12 protein-coding genes and 1 pseudogene are annotated in these 17,739 nt (G+C 72.8%); 3 read left to right on the forward strand and 10 right to left on the reverse strand.

Features of this window, described 5'->3' with window-relative positions:
- Window positions 1-844: 844 nt before the first annotated feature.
- Window positions 845-1,810: pseudogene (gene pip, locus IM767_RS01685) on the reverse strand (prolyl aminopeptidase); the annotation flags it as partial.
- Window positions 1,807-2,676 (reverse strand): KPN_02809 family neutral zinc metallopeptidase, encoded by an 870-nt coding sequence (gene ypfJ / locus IM767_RS01690; protein WP_109209673.1) that lies wholly within the window; start codon window positions 2,674-2,676, stop codon window positions 1,807-1,809. The pseudogene pip and the gene ypfJ, both read right to left, overlap by 4 nt.
- Window positions 2,677-2,769: 93 nt before the next feature.
- Here ypfJ and IM767_RS01695 point away from each other — a divergent pair, with 93 nt between their 5' ends.
- From IM767_RS01695 to IM767_RS01705, 3 genes are all read left to right on the forward strand, one after another.
- The gene (locus tag IM767_RS01695; protein ID WP_109209674.1) at window positions 2,770-3,792 is read left to right on the forward strand and encodes a malate dehydrogenase; all 1,023 of its coding nucleotides are present in this window, start codon (window positions 2,770-2,772) and stop codon (window positions 3,790-3,792) included.
- A gap of 105 nt (window positions 3,793-3,897) precedes the next feature.
- Window positions 3,898-5,757, forward strand: a complete 1,860-nt coding sequence (locus IM767_RS01700) for a cation:proton antiporter (protein ID WP_109209675.1) — start codon at window positions 3,898-3,900, stop codon at window positions 5,755-5,757.
- 174 nt (window positions 5,758-5,931) lie between these two features.
- On the forward strand, window positions 5,932-6,423 hold the full coding sequence (locus IM767_RS01705; RefSeq protein WP_239453233.1) for a recombinase family protein: 492 nt from the start codon (window positions 5,932-5,934) through the stop codon (window positions 6,421-6,423).
- Between the two features lie 111 nt (window positions 6,424-6,534).
- Here IM767_RS01705 and IM767_RS01710 read toward each other — a convergent pair whose 3' ends face one another.
- Genes IM767_RS01710 through IM767_RS01745 form a run of 8 tightly spaced genes read right to left on the reverse strand, consistent with a single transcriptional unit; the run spans window position 6,535 to window position 17,717 of the window.
- Entirely contained in the window at window positions 6,535-7,284 is a 750-nt protein-coding gene (locus IM767_RS01710) for a hypothetical protein (protein ID WP_239453234.1), read from the reverse strand.
- Complete coding sequence (locus IM767_RS01715; RefSeq protein WP_194398782.1) at window positions 7,281-8,978, reverse strand: serine/threonine-protein kinase; 1,698 nt, start codon at window positions 8,976-8,978, stop codon at window positions 7,281-7,283. The genes IM767_RS01710 and IM767_RS01715 overlap by 4 nt, the downstream gene beginning before the upstream one ends.
- Window positions 8,975-10,519, reverse strand: a complete 1,545-nt coding sequence (locus tag IM767_RS01720; RefSeq protein ID WP_109209678.1) for an FHA domain-containing protein — start codon at window positions 10,517-10,519, stop codon at window positions 8,975-8,977. The genes IM767_RS01715 and IM767_RS01720 overlap by 4 nt, the downstream gene beginning before the upstream one ends.
- On the reverse strand, window positions 10,519-11,373 hold the full coding sequence (locus tag IM767_RS01725) for a PP2C family protein-serine/threonine phosphatase (protein WP_109209679.1): 855 nt from the start codon (window positions 11,371-11,373) through the stop codon (window positions 10,519-10,521). Before IM767_RS01725 ends, IM767_RS01720 begins: the two co-directional genes overlap by 1 nt.
- Complete coding sequence (locus IM767_RS01730) at window positions 11,370-12,884, reverse strand: RDD family protein (RefSeq protein ID WP_109209680.1); 1,515 nt, start codon at window positions 12,882-12,884, stop codon at window positions 11,370-11,372. The genes IM767_RS01725 and IM767_RS01730 overlap by 4 nt, the downstream gene beginning before the upstream one ends.
- Complete coding sequence (locus IM767_RS01735; protein WP_109209681.1) at window positions 12,881-15,487, reverse strand: transglutaminase domain-containing protein; 2,607 nt, start codon at window positions 15,485-15,487, stop codon at window positions 12,881-12,883. The genes IM767_RS01730 and IM767_RS01735 overlap by 4 nt, the downstream gene beginning before the upstream one ends.
- Window positions 15,484-16,746: a DUF58 domain-containing protein gene (locus IM767_RS01740; RefSeq protein WP_109209682.1), complete on the reverse strand. Its 1,263-nt coding sequence runs from the start codon at window positions 16,744-16,746 to the stop codon at window positions 15,484-15,486. Before IM767_RS01740 ends, IM767_RS01735 begins: the two co-directional genes overlap by 4 nt.
- Entirely contained in the window at window positions 16,746-17,717 is a 972-nt protein-coding gene (locus IM767_RS01745) for an AAA family ATPase (RefSeq protein WP_109209683.1), read from the reverse strand. The genes IM767_RS01740 and IM767_RS01745 overlap by 1 nt, the downstream gene beginning before the upstream one ends.
- Window positions 17,718-17,739 lie beyond the last annotated feature (22 nt).

Here is a 17,739-nt window from a genome sequence, read left to right on the forward strand (position 1 = left end):
CCGGCCAGGGGTGCGTGGCACCGCCGGACACGAGTGCGATCGAGTACTCGCCCCCCCCACCGCGCCCAGTTCGCCGCGTCAGGGACCGAAAACCTGGCCCGTCGCCACGACACGCCGGAAACGGATGCCGCACCCCGGCGCGTCACGTCACCGACCAGGTTTTCGGTGCGGGGAGGTCGTGGAGGAGCGGGCGTCCGACGGGACGCTAGCGAGTCGACGCGTCCTCGAGCGGCTCCTGATCGGCGGAGTCGTCGGCTGTGGAGTCGTCGGTGTCGGCCTCGGGAGTTTCGACCGAATCGTGCTCGTCGGGAGCTCCGGCGAACTCGGCGGTTGCGGCATCCGCTCCGCCCGTCGACTGCGACCTGTCGGCGCTCTCATCCTCGTCGCCCCATGACAGGTCGGCCTCGGCGTGCGCGGCGTCCTCGTGCTCGGCGTCCCCGTGCTCGGCGTGCTCCTGCTCGGCGTCCTCCTGCACGGCGTCCTCGTGCGCGGCGTCCTCGTGCGCGGCGCCTTCGTGCTCGGCGTCGTCGTGCTCGGTGCCGTTGCGGTCGGCACGCCCGTGCTTGCGCGCATCCGAGCGACGGCTGCGGCGAAGGGAGTGGTCTTCATGGCCGGTGTCGGGGGCAGCGTCCTCGCCCGCGTCGGCGCCCTCCCCATCCGCACCCGCGTCTGCGTCCGGATCGGTGTCTAAGCCCGGGCCCTCGACCACCGCATCCGCGGGATCACCCGTGCCCGCTTCTCCCGCATCCGGGTTCGGGTCCGCGTCCCCAGGACCGCCGGAATCACGCGCTTCCCCCGCATCCGCACCCGCGATCACATCGGCCACCGCTGCACCCTCCAGGCCGGCGAAGCGGTCCGTCGCGGCGCGCAGCGCGGACGCGATGCCCGGCTCGGACGCCGCGTGCGCGGCATCCGGAATCATCACGAAGTCGGCCTCCGGCCACGCGCGGTGCAGGTCCCACGCGGTCATGGCGGGCGTGCACACGTCGTAGCGGCCCTGCACGATGACGGCGGGGATGTCGCGGATGCGGTCGACGCCGACGATCAGCTGGTCGGGTGCGAACCAGCCGCCGTGGAGGAAGTAGTGGTTCTCGATGCGGGCGAAGGCCACCGCGGCGCGCGGCTCGGTCATCGCCTCGACGAGCTCGGGGTCGGGCAGCAGCGTGAGGTTCGCCGCCTCCCACCGCGACCACGCGACGGCCGCCGGCACATGCACGGCGGGATCGGGATCGACGAGCCGGCGGTGATACGCCTGCATCAGCTGCGACCGCTCGAGGATGGGGATGGGGGCGATGAACTCCTCCCACAGATCCGGGACGACGGATGCCGCACCGCCCTCGTAGAACCACTCGAGCTCATGCCGGCGCAGGGTGAAGATGCCGCGCAGCACGATCTCTGTGACCGCGTCGGGGTGCGCCTGCGCGTACGCCAGCGCGAGCGCGCTCCCCCACGATCCGCCGAACACCTGCCATCGTTCGATGCCCAGGTTCTTGCGCAGAAGTTCGATGTCGGCGACGAGATGCCACGTCGTGTTGTGGCGCAGATCGGCATGCGGTTCGCTCGCGTGCGGCGTCGAGCGGCCGCAGCCGCGCTGGTCGAGCAGCACGATCCGGTACCGCTCGGGATCGAAGAAACGGCGGTGCCAGGGCGAGGTTCCCGCGCCCGGACCGCCGTGGAGGAACACCACCGGCTTGCCCTCGGGGTTTCCGCTCTGCTCGTACGCGATGCGGTGGCCCTCTCCGGCGATCAGGGTGCCGGTGTCATAGGGCTCGAGTGGCGGATAGAGGATGTCGTCGAGGTGTTCGTTCATAGGCTTCCCCCCGGAACGCCGAACGTGTCGCAGGCGGATGCACCGTTCTGGTAGCCCGTCTCGAACCAGCGCTGTCGCTGCTCGCTCGAGCCGTGCGTCCAGGACTCGGGGTTCACGTACCCCCCGGACTCCTGCTGGATATGGTCGTCGCCCACGGCCCCCGCCGCATTGATCGCGTCCGCGATCTGCTGCTGGGTGGGCTCCTTGAGATACGGTACCCCGTTCTCGTCGACCTGCTGGGTCATGTCGCCGACCCACGCGCCGGCGAAGCAGTCGGCCTGCAGCTCGGTGCGGACGCCGTTGCTGTCCGGTCCGGTGCCGTTGTTCGGGTTCTGCTCCATGATCCCGGTGATGTGCTGCACGTGGTGGCCGTACTCGTGCGCGAGCACATAGAGCTGCGCGAGGTCGCCCGCCGACGCGTCGAACTGCTGGCGCAGAAGGCCGAAGAAGGTCGGGTCGATGTACACCGTCTCTTCGGGCGGGCAGTAGAACGGTCCGGTCTGGTTCGACGCCGTGCCGCACTGCGTGCCGGTCTGCTGGTCGACGATGATCAGCTGCGGCGCGCGATAGCCCTCGACCTGAGTCGCCCAGTACTCGTCGAGCACCACGCTTCCGGCCGCGAGCCGGCAGTCGTCGCGCGCGTTGGCATCGGCGCCGGTCTCGCACTGCTGGATCTCGGACTCCTCGCCCGCGCCGACCTGCGGGCCGCCGGGCATGATGCTCGACAGGTCCTGTCCGGTGAACAGCTGGAACAGGATCACCGCGATCGCGCCGAGACCGGCGATGCCGCCGCCCGCCACCGCGACGCCCGCGCCTCGGCGCTTCGCGGTGTTCCCCCCGACGTTGGCGTTGTCGTTGAACGTCATGGCAGTCACGGTACCCCGGCGCCCTGTCCGGAACGAGGAGGGGGCGCGTGATCGCGGGGATTGAGTACAATGCCGCAGGTTTAGGCTCGTGCCATGGCGAGCGAACCCACGACCGTGACCATCACCGGCGGCGGAGGCCAGATCGGCTACGCCCTGATGTTCCGCATCGCAGCGGGCGACATGCTCGGCCCCGACCGCCCGGTGCGGCTGCGGCTGCTCGAGATCCCTCAGGGCATGCGGGCGGCCGAGGGCGCGGCACTCGAGCTGCAGGACTGCGCGTTCCCCTTGCTGCGCGAGGTCGACGTGACCGACGACCCGCTCACGGCGTTCAACGGCACACGCATCGCCATGCTGGTGGGCGCCCGTCCCCGTGCGGCGGGCATGGAGCGCGGGGACCTGCTCGCCGCGAACGCCGGGATCTTCGGGCCGCAGGGCAAGGCCATCGGCGCCGTCGCCGACGGGGACGTCCGCGTCGTGGTGGTGGGAAACCCCGCGAACACCAACGCGCTCGTCGCCGCGGCATCCGCTGCCCCCGACATCCCGGCCGACCGCTTCAGCGCTCTCACGCGCCTCGATCACAATCGCGCCGTCGGGCAGCTCGCCGAAGTCCTCGACGTCACGCCCGACGAGATCGCCGATGTCGTGATCTGGGGCAACCACTCCGCGACCCAGTTCCCCGACGTCTCGCACGCGATCCTGCCCGACGCGAGCTCGATCCTCGACGCCCTGGCCGAGCGTCTCGGTGGCGAGGCGGCAGCGGCGGCATGGCTCGACGACGTCTTCATCCCGCGGGTCGCAGGGCGCGGCGCCGAGATCATCGAGGTGCGCGGCTCGTCGTCGGTGGCGTCCGCCGCCAACGCCGCGATCGACCACGTTCGGGACGAACAGCTCGGCAGCCACCGCGGCATGACCTCGGCGGCGGTCGTCTCACGCGGCGAGTACGGGGTGCCCGAAGGGCTCGTGTGCTCGTTCCCCGTCACGTCGCGGGGCGACGGCCACGGGTATCGCGTCATCGAGGGCCTGCGATTCGACGACCGCGCGCGAGCCAGGTTCTCAGCATCGGTCGACGAGCTCGTCGCCGAGCGCGACGCCGTGCGGGCTCTCGGCGTGCTCTAGCCGCTGCCCCGTCTCGAATCGCGCACATCGCCGCCGCGCACCCCAGGTCGGCGGCCGCGTGAGCGATTCGAAACCCGGAAGCCGCCCCGCAATAGGCTCTGAGGCGTGGAAGCGCTGATCATCGTCATCGTGGCGATCGTGGTGATCGCGCTGGCGACGGCGGTGGCGCCGAAGCTCGGCATCGCGGGACCGCTGATCCTGGTGCTCGTCGGCGGCGGCGTGAGCCTTCTGCCCTTCGTCGAGATCCCCGAGATCAATCCCGAATTCATCCTCGTCGGGGTCCTCCCGCCGCTCCTCTACTCGGCAGCGGTCGCGCTCCCCGCGATCGAGTTCCGGCGCGACTTCGGGCCGATCGCCGGGCTGTCGTTCCTGCTCGTCATCGTCAGCTCGATCGTGCTCGGCCTCTTCTTCATGGCCGTGATCCCCGGCATCCAGCCCGCCATCGCCGTCGCGCTCGGCGCGATCCTGAGCCCCACGGATGCCGTGGCCACCTCCATCGTCAAGCGCCTGGGCGTCTCGCGACGGGTCGTGACGATGCTCGAGGGCGAGAGCCTGCTCAACGACGCGACGGCGCTCGTGCTGCTGCGCACGATGATCGCCGCGGTCGCCGTGGCGACGAGCGTCGGCGCCGACACGAGCATCGGCGTCGGCTTCCTCCCTGCCTTCGCGTGGGGCGTCGTCGTCGCGGTCGCGGTCGGCGCGGTCGTCGGGCTGCTCAACCTGCGGCTGCGGGCCCTCATCCGCAACTCGGCGGCGAACACGGCGATCGGCTTCGTCGTGCCCTTCGTCGCCTACATCCCCACCGAGGAGCTCGGCGGATCGGGGCTCGTGGCCGCCGTGGTCGCCGGCATCGTGACCGGCCAAGGCGCTGCGCGGTGGTTCACGCCGGAGCAGCGGCGATCGGACGAACACAACTGGCGCACGATCGAGCTCGTGCTCGAGGGCGCCGTGTTCCTCGTCATGGGCCTCGAGCTGAGCGACATCGTCACGCAGAACGTCGAGAACCACAACGGACTCGGCACCGGTATCGCGATCGCGGCGGGCGCGCTGGCGATCGTCATCGCCGTACGCGCTGTCTACGTGTCGCTGCTGGTGTGGCTGCAGAGCCGCCGCGCGCGCGGACGCCAGCGCAGCCGTCTCGAGGCGATGTCGGCGCGCATCGACCAGCTGGCCGCCGGTGACGTCGGCGGCGTTCCGGCCCCCGGTCGGGGAGCGGAGACGGATGCCGCCACCACCGCCCGCGCGAGCGCCCCTGGCGGTCACGGTCCTCGGGGTGCGGCATCCGCTCGCCGTCGCCGGAGCCGGCACGACGCGCCCGACGTCGACAGCCCGCGGGCGCAGCGCCGTCTCGCGTCGATGCGGGCGCAGGTGTCGCGCGCGCTCAGCGACCTCGACTACTACCAGGCGTCGCCGCTGGGCTGGAAGCACGGCGCGATCATCGTGTGGGCGGGAATGCGCGGCGTGGTGACGCTCGCGGCGGCGCAGACGCTCCCGCGTGAGGGCACCGATCGCGCACTGCTGGTGTTCATCGCGTTCGCCGTGGCCGTCGGCAGCCTCATGCTGCAGGGATTCACCCTCCCCTGGCTCGTACGGCTGCTGCGACTCGAGACCCCGTCTGGCGAGAGCGTCGACAAGGCCGAGCAGTCGGCCCTCGACGACGAGCTGCGCGACGCGGCGGTATCGGCGCTGTCGGCCCCGACGCTGCGTCGTCGCGATGGAAGCACGTTCCCGCAGGAGCTGGTCGCGGTGATCGGCAGCCGGATGGTGGATCCGCCCGACGATACCGACGGGCTGCCCACGCGAGACCTGCTCGAGCTGCGGCTGGCCATGATCGAGGCGATGCGCACGCGGCTCAACCAGCTGTCGTCGGGCGGCGGCTACAGCACCCCGGCCCTGCGCCATGCGCTGGCCGAGCTCGACGCCGATCAGCTCAGCCTCGAACTGCGGCTCGACGACGAGGACTGAGCGGGCCGTGCGGCCCGTCGGGAGCAGCGACTGCGGCAGTGTCCGGCGAGCGCTGCGTCGATTTCCGCAGCGGTCGCCGGAAGCTGCCGCGGTCGGCAGGCGGGTGCGCAGCCCACGGGGTGCGTCGGCCTCTTCCACGGGTGAGACAATGGCTGGCAAGCAAGGGGGCCTCGAATGACCGAGACGACGAAGACGACGGATGCCGCGCACACGCACGCGTCGCCTGCTCCGGGCTCGACGGGCACCGACACCGCACCGCTGCACCTGCCGCACCCGGCGGCCGAGTGCCCCAAGTGCTTCACCGAGCTGCAGCAGAACCGCAACTGGTGGCTCGCCCAGCCCGCGGGCTCACGCCTGGTCGGACTCGTCATCGCGCGTGATGACATGCCGTCCGTCGTCGAGCAGCGCAACGACCTGACCCGGTTCGGCGTGCCCATCGAAGGCTTCCGCCACCCCGCCCCCGAGACGCTGGAGTCGTGGGAGGACCGCCTGGTGCGGCTGTTCGGCACCCTCCGCCGCGGCGACGTGCTGGTGGTGGCGAACGTGCACGCGCTCGGACGCGACATCGACGAGGAGACGCGGACCGTCGCTGAGCTGCACCGTCGCGGCGTCGTGGTCAAGGTCGTCAGCCACGGCGGCCGCCACCTCTACGACGCCGGCCGCTGAATCACACCGCGTGACCGGGACGCGGCATCCGTCCGCTCTTCGCTGTTCGTGCGGCAGGCGTGCGCCGGCCCGCAGGGCGTGACCTCAGCCGGGACAAAGCGCGCGTGGGTGTCACGCGTCGTCTTCGCCGTTCTCGTTCACCCCGCTGAGCGAGTTCTCGCGCTCGACGTCGAGGAGGGGGAGGTCGTCGCGCGTGACCAGGCGAGCGGCGATCGCGTGCTCGACCAGCCGCACGCGCCGGTTGGTGGCGTAGGAGCGCACGCCGCCGCGCATGCCCGGCACGCCGACGCGGTCGAGCTTGTCGCACACGTTGTCGAGCTTGCGGTTGAACCGGGTGAGCGTCCAGCCCAGCCGCTCGGCGGCCTGCGCCGAGGTCGGAAGCTCGCTCATGCCGGTGCCGTCGCGGCGCAGCACCGGCTCGGCGAGCGCCAGGATCATCACGCGCTGGCTGTGGGTCAGCGGCACCTCGCCGATGGTGCTGAGGCCGTCGTCGTCGGGCGCCGGCTGCGTGTCGCGAAACGTCGGCTCGGCAGCGTGGATGGTGAGCTCATACGTCGTCGGGCCCGCGCTGAAGATCACCGAGGTCGACGCGAAGACCAGGGGCAGGCGCGCGCCGGGAGCGAGCCAGGCCTGCACCCGGCCGCCCGAGTCCGTCACCGTCGCCGACAGGCGGGATCCCACGTTGGACAGCAGCCAGAGCCCCTCGAGATTCTGGATCGTGAGGAAGTTCCGGTGCAGGAACAGGTTGTCGTCGATCGCGAGGTCGCCCTCGCGGCCGACCGTGAACACGGCGCCGGGCGGCACCGAGAACTCCTCCCCGGCGAACTCGACGACGAGCGCGTCGGCCTGCGCGGCGGTCACGGCGTGCACCCCCGGGTGGGATCGTTCTGCTGCGTTCCGTTCGATCGCACCAGCGTGACGTCGATGCAGGTCTGACCCGATGCGGCCGCCGGCACGACGATCTCGGTCGCCTCGACCGGCTGGGACTCCCCGGTGGTGTCGCTCAGCGTCACGACCTCGACGATGTAGAAGTCGCCCGCCTGCGGGTCGGCGTTGGTCCACGTGAACCTCACGCCGCCCTCGGCCGGTTCTCCCGTGACGTCCTCGACGGGCGGCACGACGAGCGCGACGGGGTCCTGCGGCTTCGACGTCGGCGTCTGCCCGGTCGACGGGGGCTGTGTCGTCCCCGAGAGGATGCCGGGCAGCGAGACGCCGACGATGACCGCCACGATCACGAGAGCGGCAGCGCCGAGCCCGATCCACAAGCCGGTGCGGCGGCGCGCGGGCGCGCCCGCCCCCGCGGTCTCGGAGTCCTGACGCGACGGGTCGGCGATGAGCGGGGAGAACACGGGCGCCGTGCCCCCGGGCATCGGCGGCGCGGTCTGCGGGGTCCGCACGATCGTCTCGTCGAGCGACGCCGGTACGCCGGTCTGCCCGCGCCGCACCGTCTGCCCGCGCCGCACCGTCTGCTCCGACGCCGACGGCCAGGCAGCCGGCTGCCTGATGACCGTCTCGGTCTCGGCGGCGTCGGTGTCGAAACGCGGGATGTGGCCCGTGGTGGGCGCGGTCTTCGCCGACGGGCGGGTCATGCCCGCGGCCGGCGTCGTGTCGGGATTGATGCTGACGACGCCGCGGACACGGGTGAGGCCGTCGTCCTCGTCCTCCTCGATGTCGTCCGGAATGTGGTCGTCGAGGATGTCGATCGGCGTCACCGAATGCGACAGCTCGATCTGCACCGTCTGCAGCGCGCGCGCGAAGGCGAGCGCGCTCTCGTAGCGGTCGGCGGGCGACTTCGCCATCGCCCGCTCGAGCACCCGCTGCAGCGAAGGGGGCACGTCCGCGCGTCCGAGCACCGGCAGCGGCAGTGTCTCGATGCGGTGGATGAGCTCGGCGGCGCCGTTTCGCTGCCCGGCGAGCTCGAACGGCGAGCGGCCCGCGAGGAGCGTGTAGACCGTCGCGCCGAGCGCGTAGACATCGGAACGCGGGTCGCTGCGTGGAACGTCGGCGAACGACTCCGGCGGCGACCACGGGATCGACAGGCCCGCCGACTCGGCGGCCGCGCTCGTGGTGGACGCGATGCCGAAGTCGGTGAGCGCCGGACGGTTGTACTCGGTGACGAGGATGTTGGCCGGCTTGATGTCGCGGTGCAGCACGCCGGCGCGATGGGCGGTCTCGACGGCGGCGGCGACCTGCACGCCGACCCGCAGCGACTCCGCGATCGAGAACGGCTCGCGCCGGTACCGCACCTGCAGGTTCGGCCGCGGGCAGTACTCCATCACGAGGTACGGCCGGCCGTCGGTCGCGACGCCCGCCTGGTAGATCGTGACGATCGCCGGATGTGTCGAGAGCATCGCCATGACGTTGGCCTCGGCGGTGAACTCCTCGACGGAGCCGCTGGACATGCGGTCGGTGAGCAGCACCTTGACCGCGACGCGGCGCTTGGGCAGCTGCTGCTCGTACAGGAACACGTCGGCGAACCCGCCGGAGCCGAGCAGGTCGACGTAGGTGAAGCCCGGGAGGTCGGGCGGCGCCATGGGCGCGCGCTTCGCACTCACGAGAGCCCCTCGATCGCGACCGTGATGCCGTCGCCGAGATCCAGCACGTCGCCGGGGACGACGACCGTTCCCTCGCCGGGGTGCAGTCGCACCGGGTCGGCGCCGGCGCGCAGCAGCGTGGTCCCGTTGGTCGTGCGCAGGTCGGTCGCGACGATGCTCTCCCCCTCGACGCGCAGCTCGACATGGCTGCGCGAGATGTCCTGCTGGGGGCTGTCGACGGCCACCAGGTGCGGCAGGTCGGTGCCGCTCACGCGGGTGGAACGCGGGCGACGGCCGATCACGATCGTGCGGTCCAGCGGCAGCACCTGACCCGTCGACACCCGGATGCGTCCCGGGGCCGGCGGGCGCGGCGGCGCGAGCGGCGAGGCGGCCGCGTCGTCGGCGACGGGAACGGATGCCGCGCCCCCGGCGGCGGCCGCGGCAGCGGCCTCGCGCAGGGCACGGGCCTGGGCCAGCGAGATCGTGGCGCCGTCGTGGTCGCCGGCGGTTGCGGGGGCGGCCGCAGCCGCGTCGTCGGGTGGCTCGGGGAGTCCGCCCGCACCCTCGGGGGACTTGATCACCGTCACGCCCCAGAGGTCGTCGAATCCGGTCGTCGAGGCCATGTCGTCAGGCCCCGGTCCCGTCGAGCCCGTGAAGGCCGCGGCGTGCACGGAACGTGCGGAGTCCAAAGGCAGGAGCGTCTCGGCGTCGGCGACCGACTGCACGGTGCTCGAGTCGATGAGCCCGGGCGTCGCCGCCCCGGTAGGTGCGGGAGGAGTCTGGGGCGGAGCGGGTGCGGCCGAGGCCGACGGGACGGACGAACCGGGAACCCCGCTGATCGGCGCGACCGTGTGCCAGCGAAGATCGGGCGCCACGGGGGCGGGATCCGAGGCGGCGGCCGGACCGGGCTCCGCGGACGGCGTCTCCTCCTCCGCAGTGCTCGGAAGCATGGCCGGAGAACCGACACGCCGCACACCAGGCGCCGAACCCGGCGCGTCGCCGCGATCGCCCAGGTTTTCGGCACCGGCACCGAGGGCCGAGGCGGCAGAGGCGGGACCGGGGTCCGAGGCGCCGGCGCCGGCACCGGGCTGTGCGGACGGCGGCGGTGACGACGCGCCGGCGGGCGCGGCATCCCACACGACCGCCGCCGCGTGCACGATCCCGTCGGAGATCTCGAACTCGGCGGGTGCCGACACCTCGTCGTCGGTCGTCGTGAGCGTCACGCGCAGCGCCGCCGGGATCACGCGCTCCGTCCACGTCGTGACGCCCGCACCCGACACGCTCTCCGACGTGGCCGCGTCGACGTCGAAGGCGAAGCCGCCGCGCACCGCGATGCGCACCGCGTCGCCCTCGGCGAGCGCGACGGCGAAGGCGGGGATGGCGCTGATGGATGCGCCGTAGGCGCCGGTGAGCGCCTCGATGACCCCGCCGAGTCCGCGACCGTCGGCGAGGAGGGAGCGGATGCGGGCCAGCAGCGCCGCCGAGGCACCCGGCTCGAGCACGGCGAATCCGCGGGGCGTGACGGCGACCGGCGTCCTTCCGGGGGCGTACAGCGTCGGCATCAGAATCCTCCCCTGGCCACCGCGCGCGGAAGCGTGTCGCCGTCGATGTCGGCGTCTTCGGTGGGGGCACTCACCGGCACCGTATCGCGTTCGCACGCGCGATTCGTCCGGGTGCGCACCGCGAGGGCGTCCACGACGAGCGCGGTGATGTTGTCTCGGCCGCCTCTGACCATCGCCTCGTGCACCAGGCGCGTGGCGGCCGCCTGCGGGTCGGCCTCGACCAGCAGAATGCCGTGGATCGCGTCCTTCTCGAGCTCGCCAGACAACCCGTCGGAGCAGACGAGGATGCGGTCGCCGTCCTCGGCGGGGATGAGCCAGTAGTCCGGCTCGGCGTCGCTGCCGGCGCCGATCGCCCGGGTGATGACGTTGCGCCGCGAGTCGCGCTGCGCCGCCTCGGCGGCGAGCTGGCCGCTGTCGATGAGCTCCTGCACGACGGAGTGGTCGACGCTCACCTGCTCGAAGTGCCCCTCGCTCAGGCGGTACGTGCGCGAATCGCCCAGATTGATGGCCAGCCAGTAGCCCTCGCCGTCGATGTCGGCGATGACGACGCCCGCCAGCGTGGTGCCCGCGCCGGCCCCGCCGCCCGGCGGCAGTGCCTCGACGCGGCGGCGAGAGGATGCCACGGCGGCGTGGACCTCATCGATCGTCAGGCTCTCGCGCCCGGCGAGCGCGGCGAACTCGGAGATCACTGCGGCGCTGGCGATCTCGCCCGCGTTGTGGCCGCCCATGCCGTCGGCGACCAGGAACACCGGCGCCGCGGCGATGTGCGAGTCCTCGTTGATGCGGCGGCGCAGGCCGGGGTCCGTCGCCGCTCCGAAGGCGACGGTGATCGGGGCGGAGCTTGCGGTCGTCATGCCGAGCCCACCTTCGCACGGCGATCGCCGAACTCGAGCGTGTCGCCCGCGCGCAGGTGGGTGCGGGTGCCGGCGACGAGCGGGATGCGTCCGCCGTCGCGCACCAGCGTCGTGCCATTGGTCGAGTACCGGTCGACGATCCACGCGCCGGCGGCGTCTCCGCCGATCTCGAAGTGCGTCTTCGACAGCGACAGGGTCTCGTCGCGCACCGGGATCGCGACGGCGCCCGCTTCGCTCGCCGGGTTGCGGCCGTAGAGGGTGCGGCCGTAGACGGCCATGCGCGAGCCGTCGTCCCAGGTCAGGACCGCGATCACCGGAGCCTCGACGTACAGCGCCGCCCGCTGGGCAGGCGGCGGAACGACGATGCGCGTCGCGTCGACGTCGTCCTCCACCTGAGCGGGGAGGAGTGCCGCGGCCGGGACTGCCGTCGCCGTGGCGGCCGCGACGGGGGCCACGGCGGACGATGCCGCGGGCGCGAAGGCGCCGCCGAGCGGCTCGGTGGTGGTGGCCGCGGGGAACGGCATGGTCACGCCGGGGAACACCTCCGGTTCCGCGGCGCGCGTGAGCGACGATGCGATCGGCTCGCGGGTGATCCACGCCCCCGCGACAGGACTCGTGCCGACGGGAGGCGCCGACCGGGCCGGAGCCGCGGCCGGAGCGTGCGCAGCGGCCACCGGGTCGCGAGGTGCTGAGGCCGGTGCGTATCCCGGGGCGCCGGCCGCCGGGTATCCGGGTGCGGGAGCCGGCGCGTATCCGGGCACGGAAGCGGGGGCGTATCCCGACGCAACCGCTGGCGCGTACCCGGGCGCGGCGGTCGGCGCGTACCCGGGCGCAGGGGTCGCTGCGTACCCCGACGCAGCTGCCGGCGCGTACCCGGGCGCAGCCGTCGGTGCGTACGCGGGCGCGGCCGTCGGTGCGTACCCGGGTGAGTGCACCGGCGCGGGCCGGTGCGCGGGGGCTACCGGCGCGGTCGGTGCCGCCGCAGCCGGCGGCAGGTACGGGTTCGCGATCGCCGCGGTCGGGGCGGCGACGCGGGACGCGGCATCCGCCTTCCGGACGCCGACGACGACCGCCTTCGCGGCCAGGTCGTGCCAGCCTTGGTGTCGGCCGCTCGAGTCGAACAGCGGGGTGAAGTAGCCGATGAAGACCGAGCCCGCGAGGCCGAAGACGGCGTTGCGCCACACGGCGCGCCAGAACCCGATGGGTGCGTCCGACGAGCCGTCGCGCAGGCGCAGCCCCAGGAGGCGCTGGCCGATCGAGCCGCGACCGCCCTGCATCGCGGAGTACACGAGCCACCACGCGAAGAGGAGGACACCGATGCCCGCGTACGCCGGCAGAATCGTCAGGGCGAGCCGGTCGGTGTTCCCGGCGGGGACGACGGCGAAGACGACGCCGAGTGCGATGCCGATGAGCACCGCCCCGATCACCCACACGACGGCGATGTCGATAGCGAACGCGCCCGCGCGTCGTCCGATGCTCGCCGCGGGGGCGGCGGGCGGGCTCATGGTCATTCGGTCTCCTGGGCGGGGCGGGAGGGCTCGGGTGCACTCCGGGTCTTGTCTCGTTCGCGGCGCGACGCCCGCCGCGTGGCGTGCGCCGGGGGCGCGTCGTTCGCCGCCGCGGGGGGCGCTGCCGGCGCTGACGCCGCGGCCGGCTCGGCCTTCGCCGTGCGCTTGGCCGATCGCGGCGCCGTCGCCCGCGTCCGCGGCGGAAGCGCGAAGCGCGTGCCCTCGAGGAGGCTGCGGATGCTGAGCCGGGCGCCGAGGCGCTGCCACACCGAGCGCCCCTTGCCCATGCCGCCGACGATCTCGTCGACCTGGGTCCAGAACGCGTCGATGTCGGCGGGCGTCGGCTCGGTCGGGCCGAAGACCTCGCGGTCGGCGCGTGAGGCCAGCGTGGCCACGCGCGGCTCGGCGAAGGCGGCCGTAAGCACGCCGGCGTCCTCCTGGCGCGTGGCGCCGGGTCGCACCGGGGCGCCGTAGTCGGAGGCGCGGTCGACCAGCTCGTCCCAGCCGCCGCTGATCCGGTCGGAGGCGCGCTCGGCCTGCCGGCGCTTGGTGCGGCGCGCCGCCTTGAGCGCGCCGACCACGATGAACGGTGCGAGCAGCACCGCCAGGAGCCCGAGAAGGCCGACGCCGATCGAGATGATCGTCCACAGGAGCGCCGCGTCGAACGCGTTCTCGTCTTCGGAGCCGCGGTCGTCCGCCACGGTGGGCGGGAGATCCACCGGCTCCTGCGGCGGGGGCGGCGGCTGCAGCACCTGCGGCTTGGGGTCGGCCTTCGGCTTGGTGGTCTGGTCGCTGGGGACCTGGTCTTCGGGCGGCGTCGGGTCGAACGGCACCCATCCGGCATCGGTGAACGCCACTTCGACCCAGGCGTGGAGCGTGTCGCCGGTCGCGGCGAAGACGCCCTGCCCGGCCTGGTCTTCGTCGGGGTAGAAGCCCATCACGACGCGAGCCGGGATGCCGACCTCGCGGGACAGGAGCGCCATCGCCGTCGCGTACTGCTCGTCGTCGCCGACCATCTGCTCCGACCCGAGCAGCGTCGAGATGCGCTCGGCTCCGTGACCGGCCCGCGAGAGCGGCTGGCCGGCGAGACCGTGGCTGAAGTAGCCGCCCTCAGACAGCATCTGCTGAAGGGCGCGCACCTGCTCGATCGGGGTCGTCGCCTCGGCGACCGTCTTCGATGCGAGGTCGGCGAGATCCTCCGGCACGCCCTGCTGCTCGGGAAGGGTCAGCGGGGCGAAGGACTGGTCCGCGAGGGCCTCGTCGCTGGGCACCTCCGGGATGACGGCCTCGAGGGTGTACTCGTCGCCCTCAGCCAGCCCCGCGGTCACCACTCCGGTCGACGTGGACTCATTGTAGTGGGCGGTCCGGCGCAGATCGTCGGCCCGGCCGCCGTCGAAGGTGACGCTGCGGACGGCGCCGGCATCCGGCATCCACACGCCCTCGAAGGCGCCGATCTCGACATGAAGGGTCGCGGGTGTGCCCTCGGCGTCGGCGGACATGTTCGTCCGGGCGGGGGCGAACGCGCTGGAGGAGCCGGCGCCCGAGTCGGAGACGTTGTAGACGGTGCCGTTGTAGGCGTCCATCGCCGCGAGGCGCACGCGCGCGCCCTCGGGGAGGCCGCTCACCTTGAAGAGGGGCTCGTCGGGGAAATCGCGGACGTAGGCACGGTACGACTGCAGCGGGCTCGGGAACTCACGGATGTCGAACGGCGGGATCACGACGTCGCGCAGCACGTAGCGGGGCGAGGACGGCGCGGCCATTCCGCTCGTCGCGATCCCGATCACCGCTGCCACCACGACGACGGCACCGCCCGTCAGCAGGCGGCGAAGACCCGCGGAGCGGTTCGCCGAGCCTTCGCCCACCGAGATGGCCGCGGCCTGCGGCTGCCACGCCTGGCGCACCGCGAGCCACACCACGGCGACGAGCCCGAAGACAACGCCCTGGATCACCGGCACCGCGGGCTGCGACGTGCCCAGCGCGATCTCGACGGCGAGGAAGACCGCGGCGGGGATCAGCGCCCACCCCGCGCTGCGCAGCCGCAGGGCCAGCGACGTGGTGAGCACCGCGGCGACCAGGGCGAGGAGGAAGGGCACGATGAGGTGGCCGTCGTCGGTCGCGACCGGCGCGATGGTCGTGAGCAGCTGCTTCCACGACGTGACGACACCCAGCGCCAGGAGGCGGAGCGACTCGAGCGTCGGGATGACACCGGCGACTGTGGTGTTCGGCAGCGCGAGCGCGGCGCCGAAGAGGAAGTACACGACGATCGTCGCGGCGCTGAGGACCAGCACGCCCCAGCGCAGGAGCCGGCCGACGACGCCGAGCGCCATGCCCAGGAAGACGCCGCCGAGGGCCGCCACGAGATAGCGGGCGCCGTCGAAGGTGGGCCAGAAGCCCACGACCGGGATCAGCAGGAGCATGAAGACGGCGCTGAGATCCAGGATCCAGCGGCGGGTCGACAGCGGCTCCGGCGCGGGGCGCGACGGTGCGGGGCGGGATGCCGGGGGCCGCGGTGCGCCGGCGCGCGAGGCATCGGCGCCGCTGGAGCGGGAAGCGTCTGGGCGCGAGGCGTCGGCGCGCGAAGTGAGAGGCGTGACGGGCGCGCTCATGCGAGCACCTTCCGCAGCGCGTTCGGGAGCTGCTCGAGCGCGCCGAGGGTGACGACATCCGCCTCGCCGATGCGTCGCAGCGAAGGTGTCGTTCCCAGCGGCCCGGTGACGACGGCGAGCACGCGCGCCCCGAAGGGGAGGCGGCTGCACGCGGTGCGGAGGTCGCCCGCGTCGACCTTGCTGCCGCACACCAGCACGACGACGCTCGCCAGGGGCAGCGTCGCTGCGACCGATCCGGCGAGCTCGACGATCGAGCCCGCGCGGGGCTTGGAGTGGCCGAGCGCCGACAGCGAGTCGAGGAACTGCTTGCCGGTGCCCGACGGCAGCGCCCGCTCCTGCACGCGCACCTCGACGCGGTGCGAGTCGCGCAGGGCGCGCAGGCCGAGGGACCCCGCCGCCGAGATGGCAAGCTCGAACTCTTCCTCGTCGCGGTAGTCTGCGGGGCTCGTCGACAGGCCGATGACGAAGTGCGACCGGCGGGTCTCCTCGAACTGACGCACCATCATGTGGCCGGTGCGCGCGGTCGACTTCCAGTGCACGTGGCGAAGGTCGTCACCCGGCTGATACTCGCGCAGCGCGTGGAACGACACGTCGTCCGGCGAGAGATCGGTGGCCGGCAGTCCCTCGAGGTCGCGGAGGAAGCCCAGCGATTGGCCGTCGAAGAGCACCGTGCGGGGATGCACGAACAGGTCGACGGGCTCGTCGCGGCGGTGGACGCGCTCGAACAGGCCGAGCGGATCGCCCCGCACGACGCTCACGGGACCCACCTTCACCACCGCGCGGCGCGTGGTCGGGATCGCGAACAGCTCCTCCGCGGACTCGCCCGCCGCGAGGCGATGCACGTCGAAGACGCCGCGCCCGTTCCCGACCGGCAGCAGCACGCGCGAGGGGAGGATGGCTCGGGAGCCCGTGTTGGCAAGGGTGAGCGCGCCGACCGCACGCTCCCCCACCACCACGCGCGTGCGGTTGAGGTCGAGCGACACCTCGTAGGCCGTCCGGCCGATGAGGAACAGCAGGCACAGCGCGAGCACGGCGGTGACGACCACCGCGGCGACGGTGAGCTCCCACCAGCCGAGCGACTGGCCCGCGATCCACAGGGCGACGGCGCCGACGATGAGCACCCAGGCGATCGGCCGGACCACGCCGAACACGCGCGCGAGCACGGCGCCGGCGCGGCGCAGCGCGCCGAGCAGCAGCTGACCGTACCCGGCGCGAAGTCCGTCGGCGGCCGCGGCCTGCCCGAGTGCCTCCGTGGTCATCAGGCGGCGGACCTCGCCTGCGGAGCGGCGACCGACTCGAGCACGCGCGCGACGATGGTCTCGGCGGTGGTGCCGGCGAACTCGGCCTCCGGGTCGAGCACGATGCGGTGCGTCCATACCGGCGCGACGAGCGACTTGACGTCGTCGGGCAGCACGAAGTGGCGCCCCTGGGCGGCCGCGTAGACCTTGGCGACGCGGATCATCGCGAGCGAGCCGCGCACCGAGACGCCCAGGCGCGTGGCCGGGTCGTTGCGGGTCGCCTCGGCGAGCTGCGCCGTGTAGCGCAGCACCGCGGGGTCCACGTGCACGGTGGCGGCGAGGTCGGCCATGTCGGCGACGGCCCCCGTCGTGATGATGGCGGAAAGGTGCGCCGACGGGTTGCGGTCGGCGGCGCCCGCGAGGATGCGCTCGGCCACCGCGAGGTCGGGGTAGCCGATCGACGTCTTCACCAGGAAGCGGTCGAGCTGCGCCTCGGGCAGCTTGTACGTGCCCGCCTGCTCGATGGGGTTCTGCGTCGCGATGACGAGGAACGGGCGGCCCACCTCGTGGGCGACGCCATCCACCGTGACGCGCGACTCCTCCATGACCTCCAGCAGGGCCGACTGGGTCTTGGGCGAGGCGCGGTTGATCTCGTCCGCGAGGACGATCGAGGCGAACACCGGACCGCGGTGGAACTCGAAGCGGTGCGAGGTCTGGTCGTAGATCGTGACGCCGGTCACGTCCGACGGCAGCAGGTCGGGGGTGAACTGGATGCGGCTGCTCGTTCCCTGCACGGTGGCGGCGAGCGCCTTGGCGAGGCTCGTCTTGCCCGTGCCCGGGGCATCCTCCAGCAGCACGTGGCCTTCGGCGAGCATCGCCGACAGCACCAGCCCGACGACCTCGCGCTTGCCCATCAGCGCCTGGTCGACGTTGTCGACAAGGCGCGCGAAGGTCCCCTGGAACCAGGCCGCCTGTTCGGGGGTCATCGTCATGTTGGTCTCGTTCTCTCGTTCT

This window comes from Microbacterium ureisolvens, assembly GCF_015278315.1.
GTDB lineage: Bacteria > Actinomycetota > Actinomycetes > Actinomycetales > Microbacteriaceae > Microbacterium > Microbacterium ureisolvens.

Coding starts and splice junctions, on each gene's coding strand:
- ypfJ (WP_109209673.1), bottom strand. CDS start 2,676: ATGACGTTCAACGACAACGCCAACGTCGGGGGGAACACCGCGAAGCGC.
- IM767_RS01695 (WP_109209674.1), top strand. CDS start 2,770: ATGGCGAGCGAACCCACGACCGTGACCATCACCGGCGGCGGAGGCCAG.
- IM767_RS01705 (WP_239453233.1), top strand. CDS start 5,932: ATGACCGAGACGACGAAGACGACGGATGCCGCGCACACGCACGCGTCG.
- IM767_RS01720 (WP_109209678.1), bottom strand. CDS start 10,519: ATGCCGACGCTGTACGCCCCCGGAAGGACGCCGGTCGCCGTCACGCCC.
- IM767_RS01725 (WP_109209679.1), bottom strand. CDS start 11,373: ATGACGACCGCAAGCTCCGCCCCGATCACCGTCGCCTTCGGAGCGGCG.
- IM767_RS01730 (WP_109209680.1), bottom strand. CDS start 12,884: ATGACCATGAGCCCGCCCGCCGCCCCCGCGGCGAGCATCGGACGACGC.
- IM767_RS01735 (WP_109209681.1), bottom strand. CDS start 15,487: ATGAGCGCGCCCGTCACGCCTCTCACTTCGCGCGCCGACGCCTCGCGC.
- IM767_RS01740 (WP_109209682.1), bottom strand. CDS start 16,746: ATGACCACGGAGGCACTCGGGCAGGCCGCGGCCGCCGACGGACTTCGC.
- IM767_RS01745 (WP_109209683.1), bottom strand. CDS start 17,717: ATGACGATGACCCCCGAACAGGCGGCCTGGTTCCAGGGGACCTTCGCG.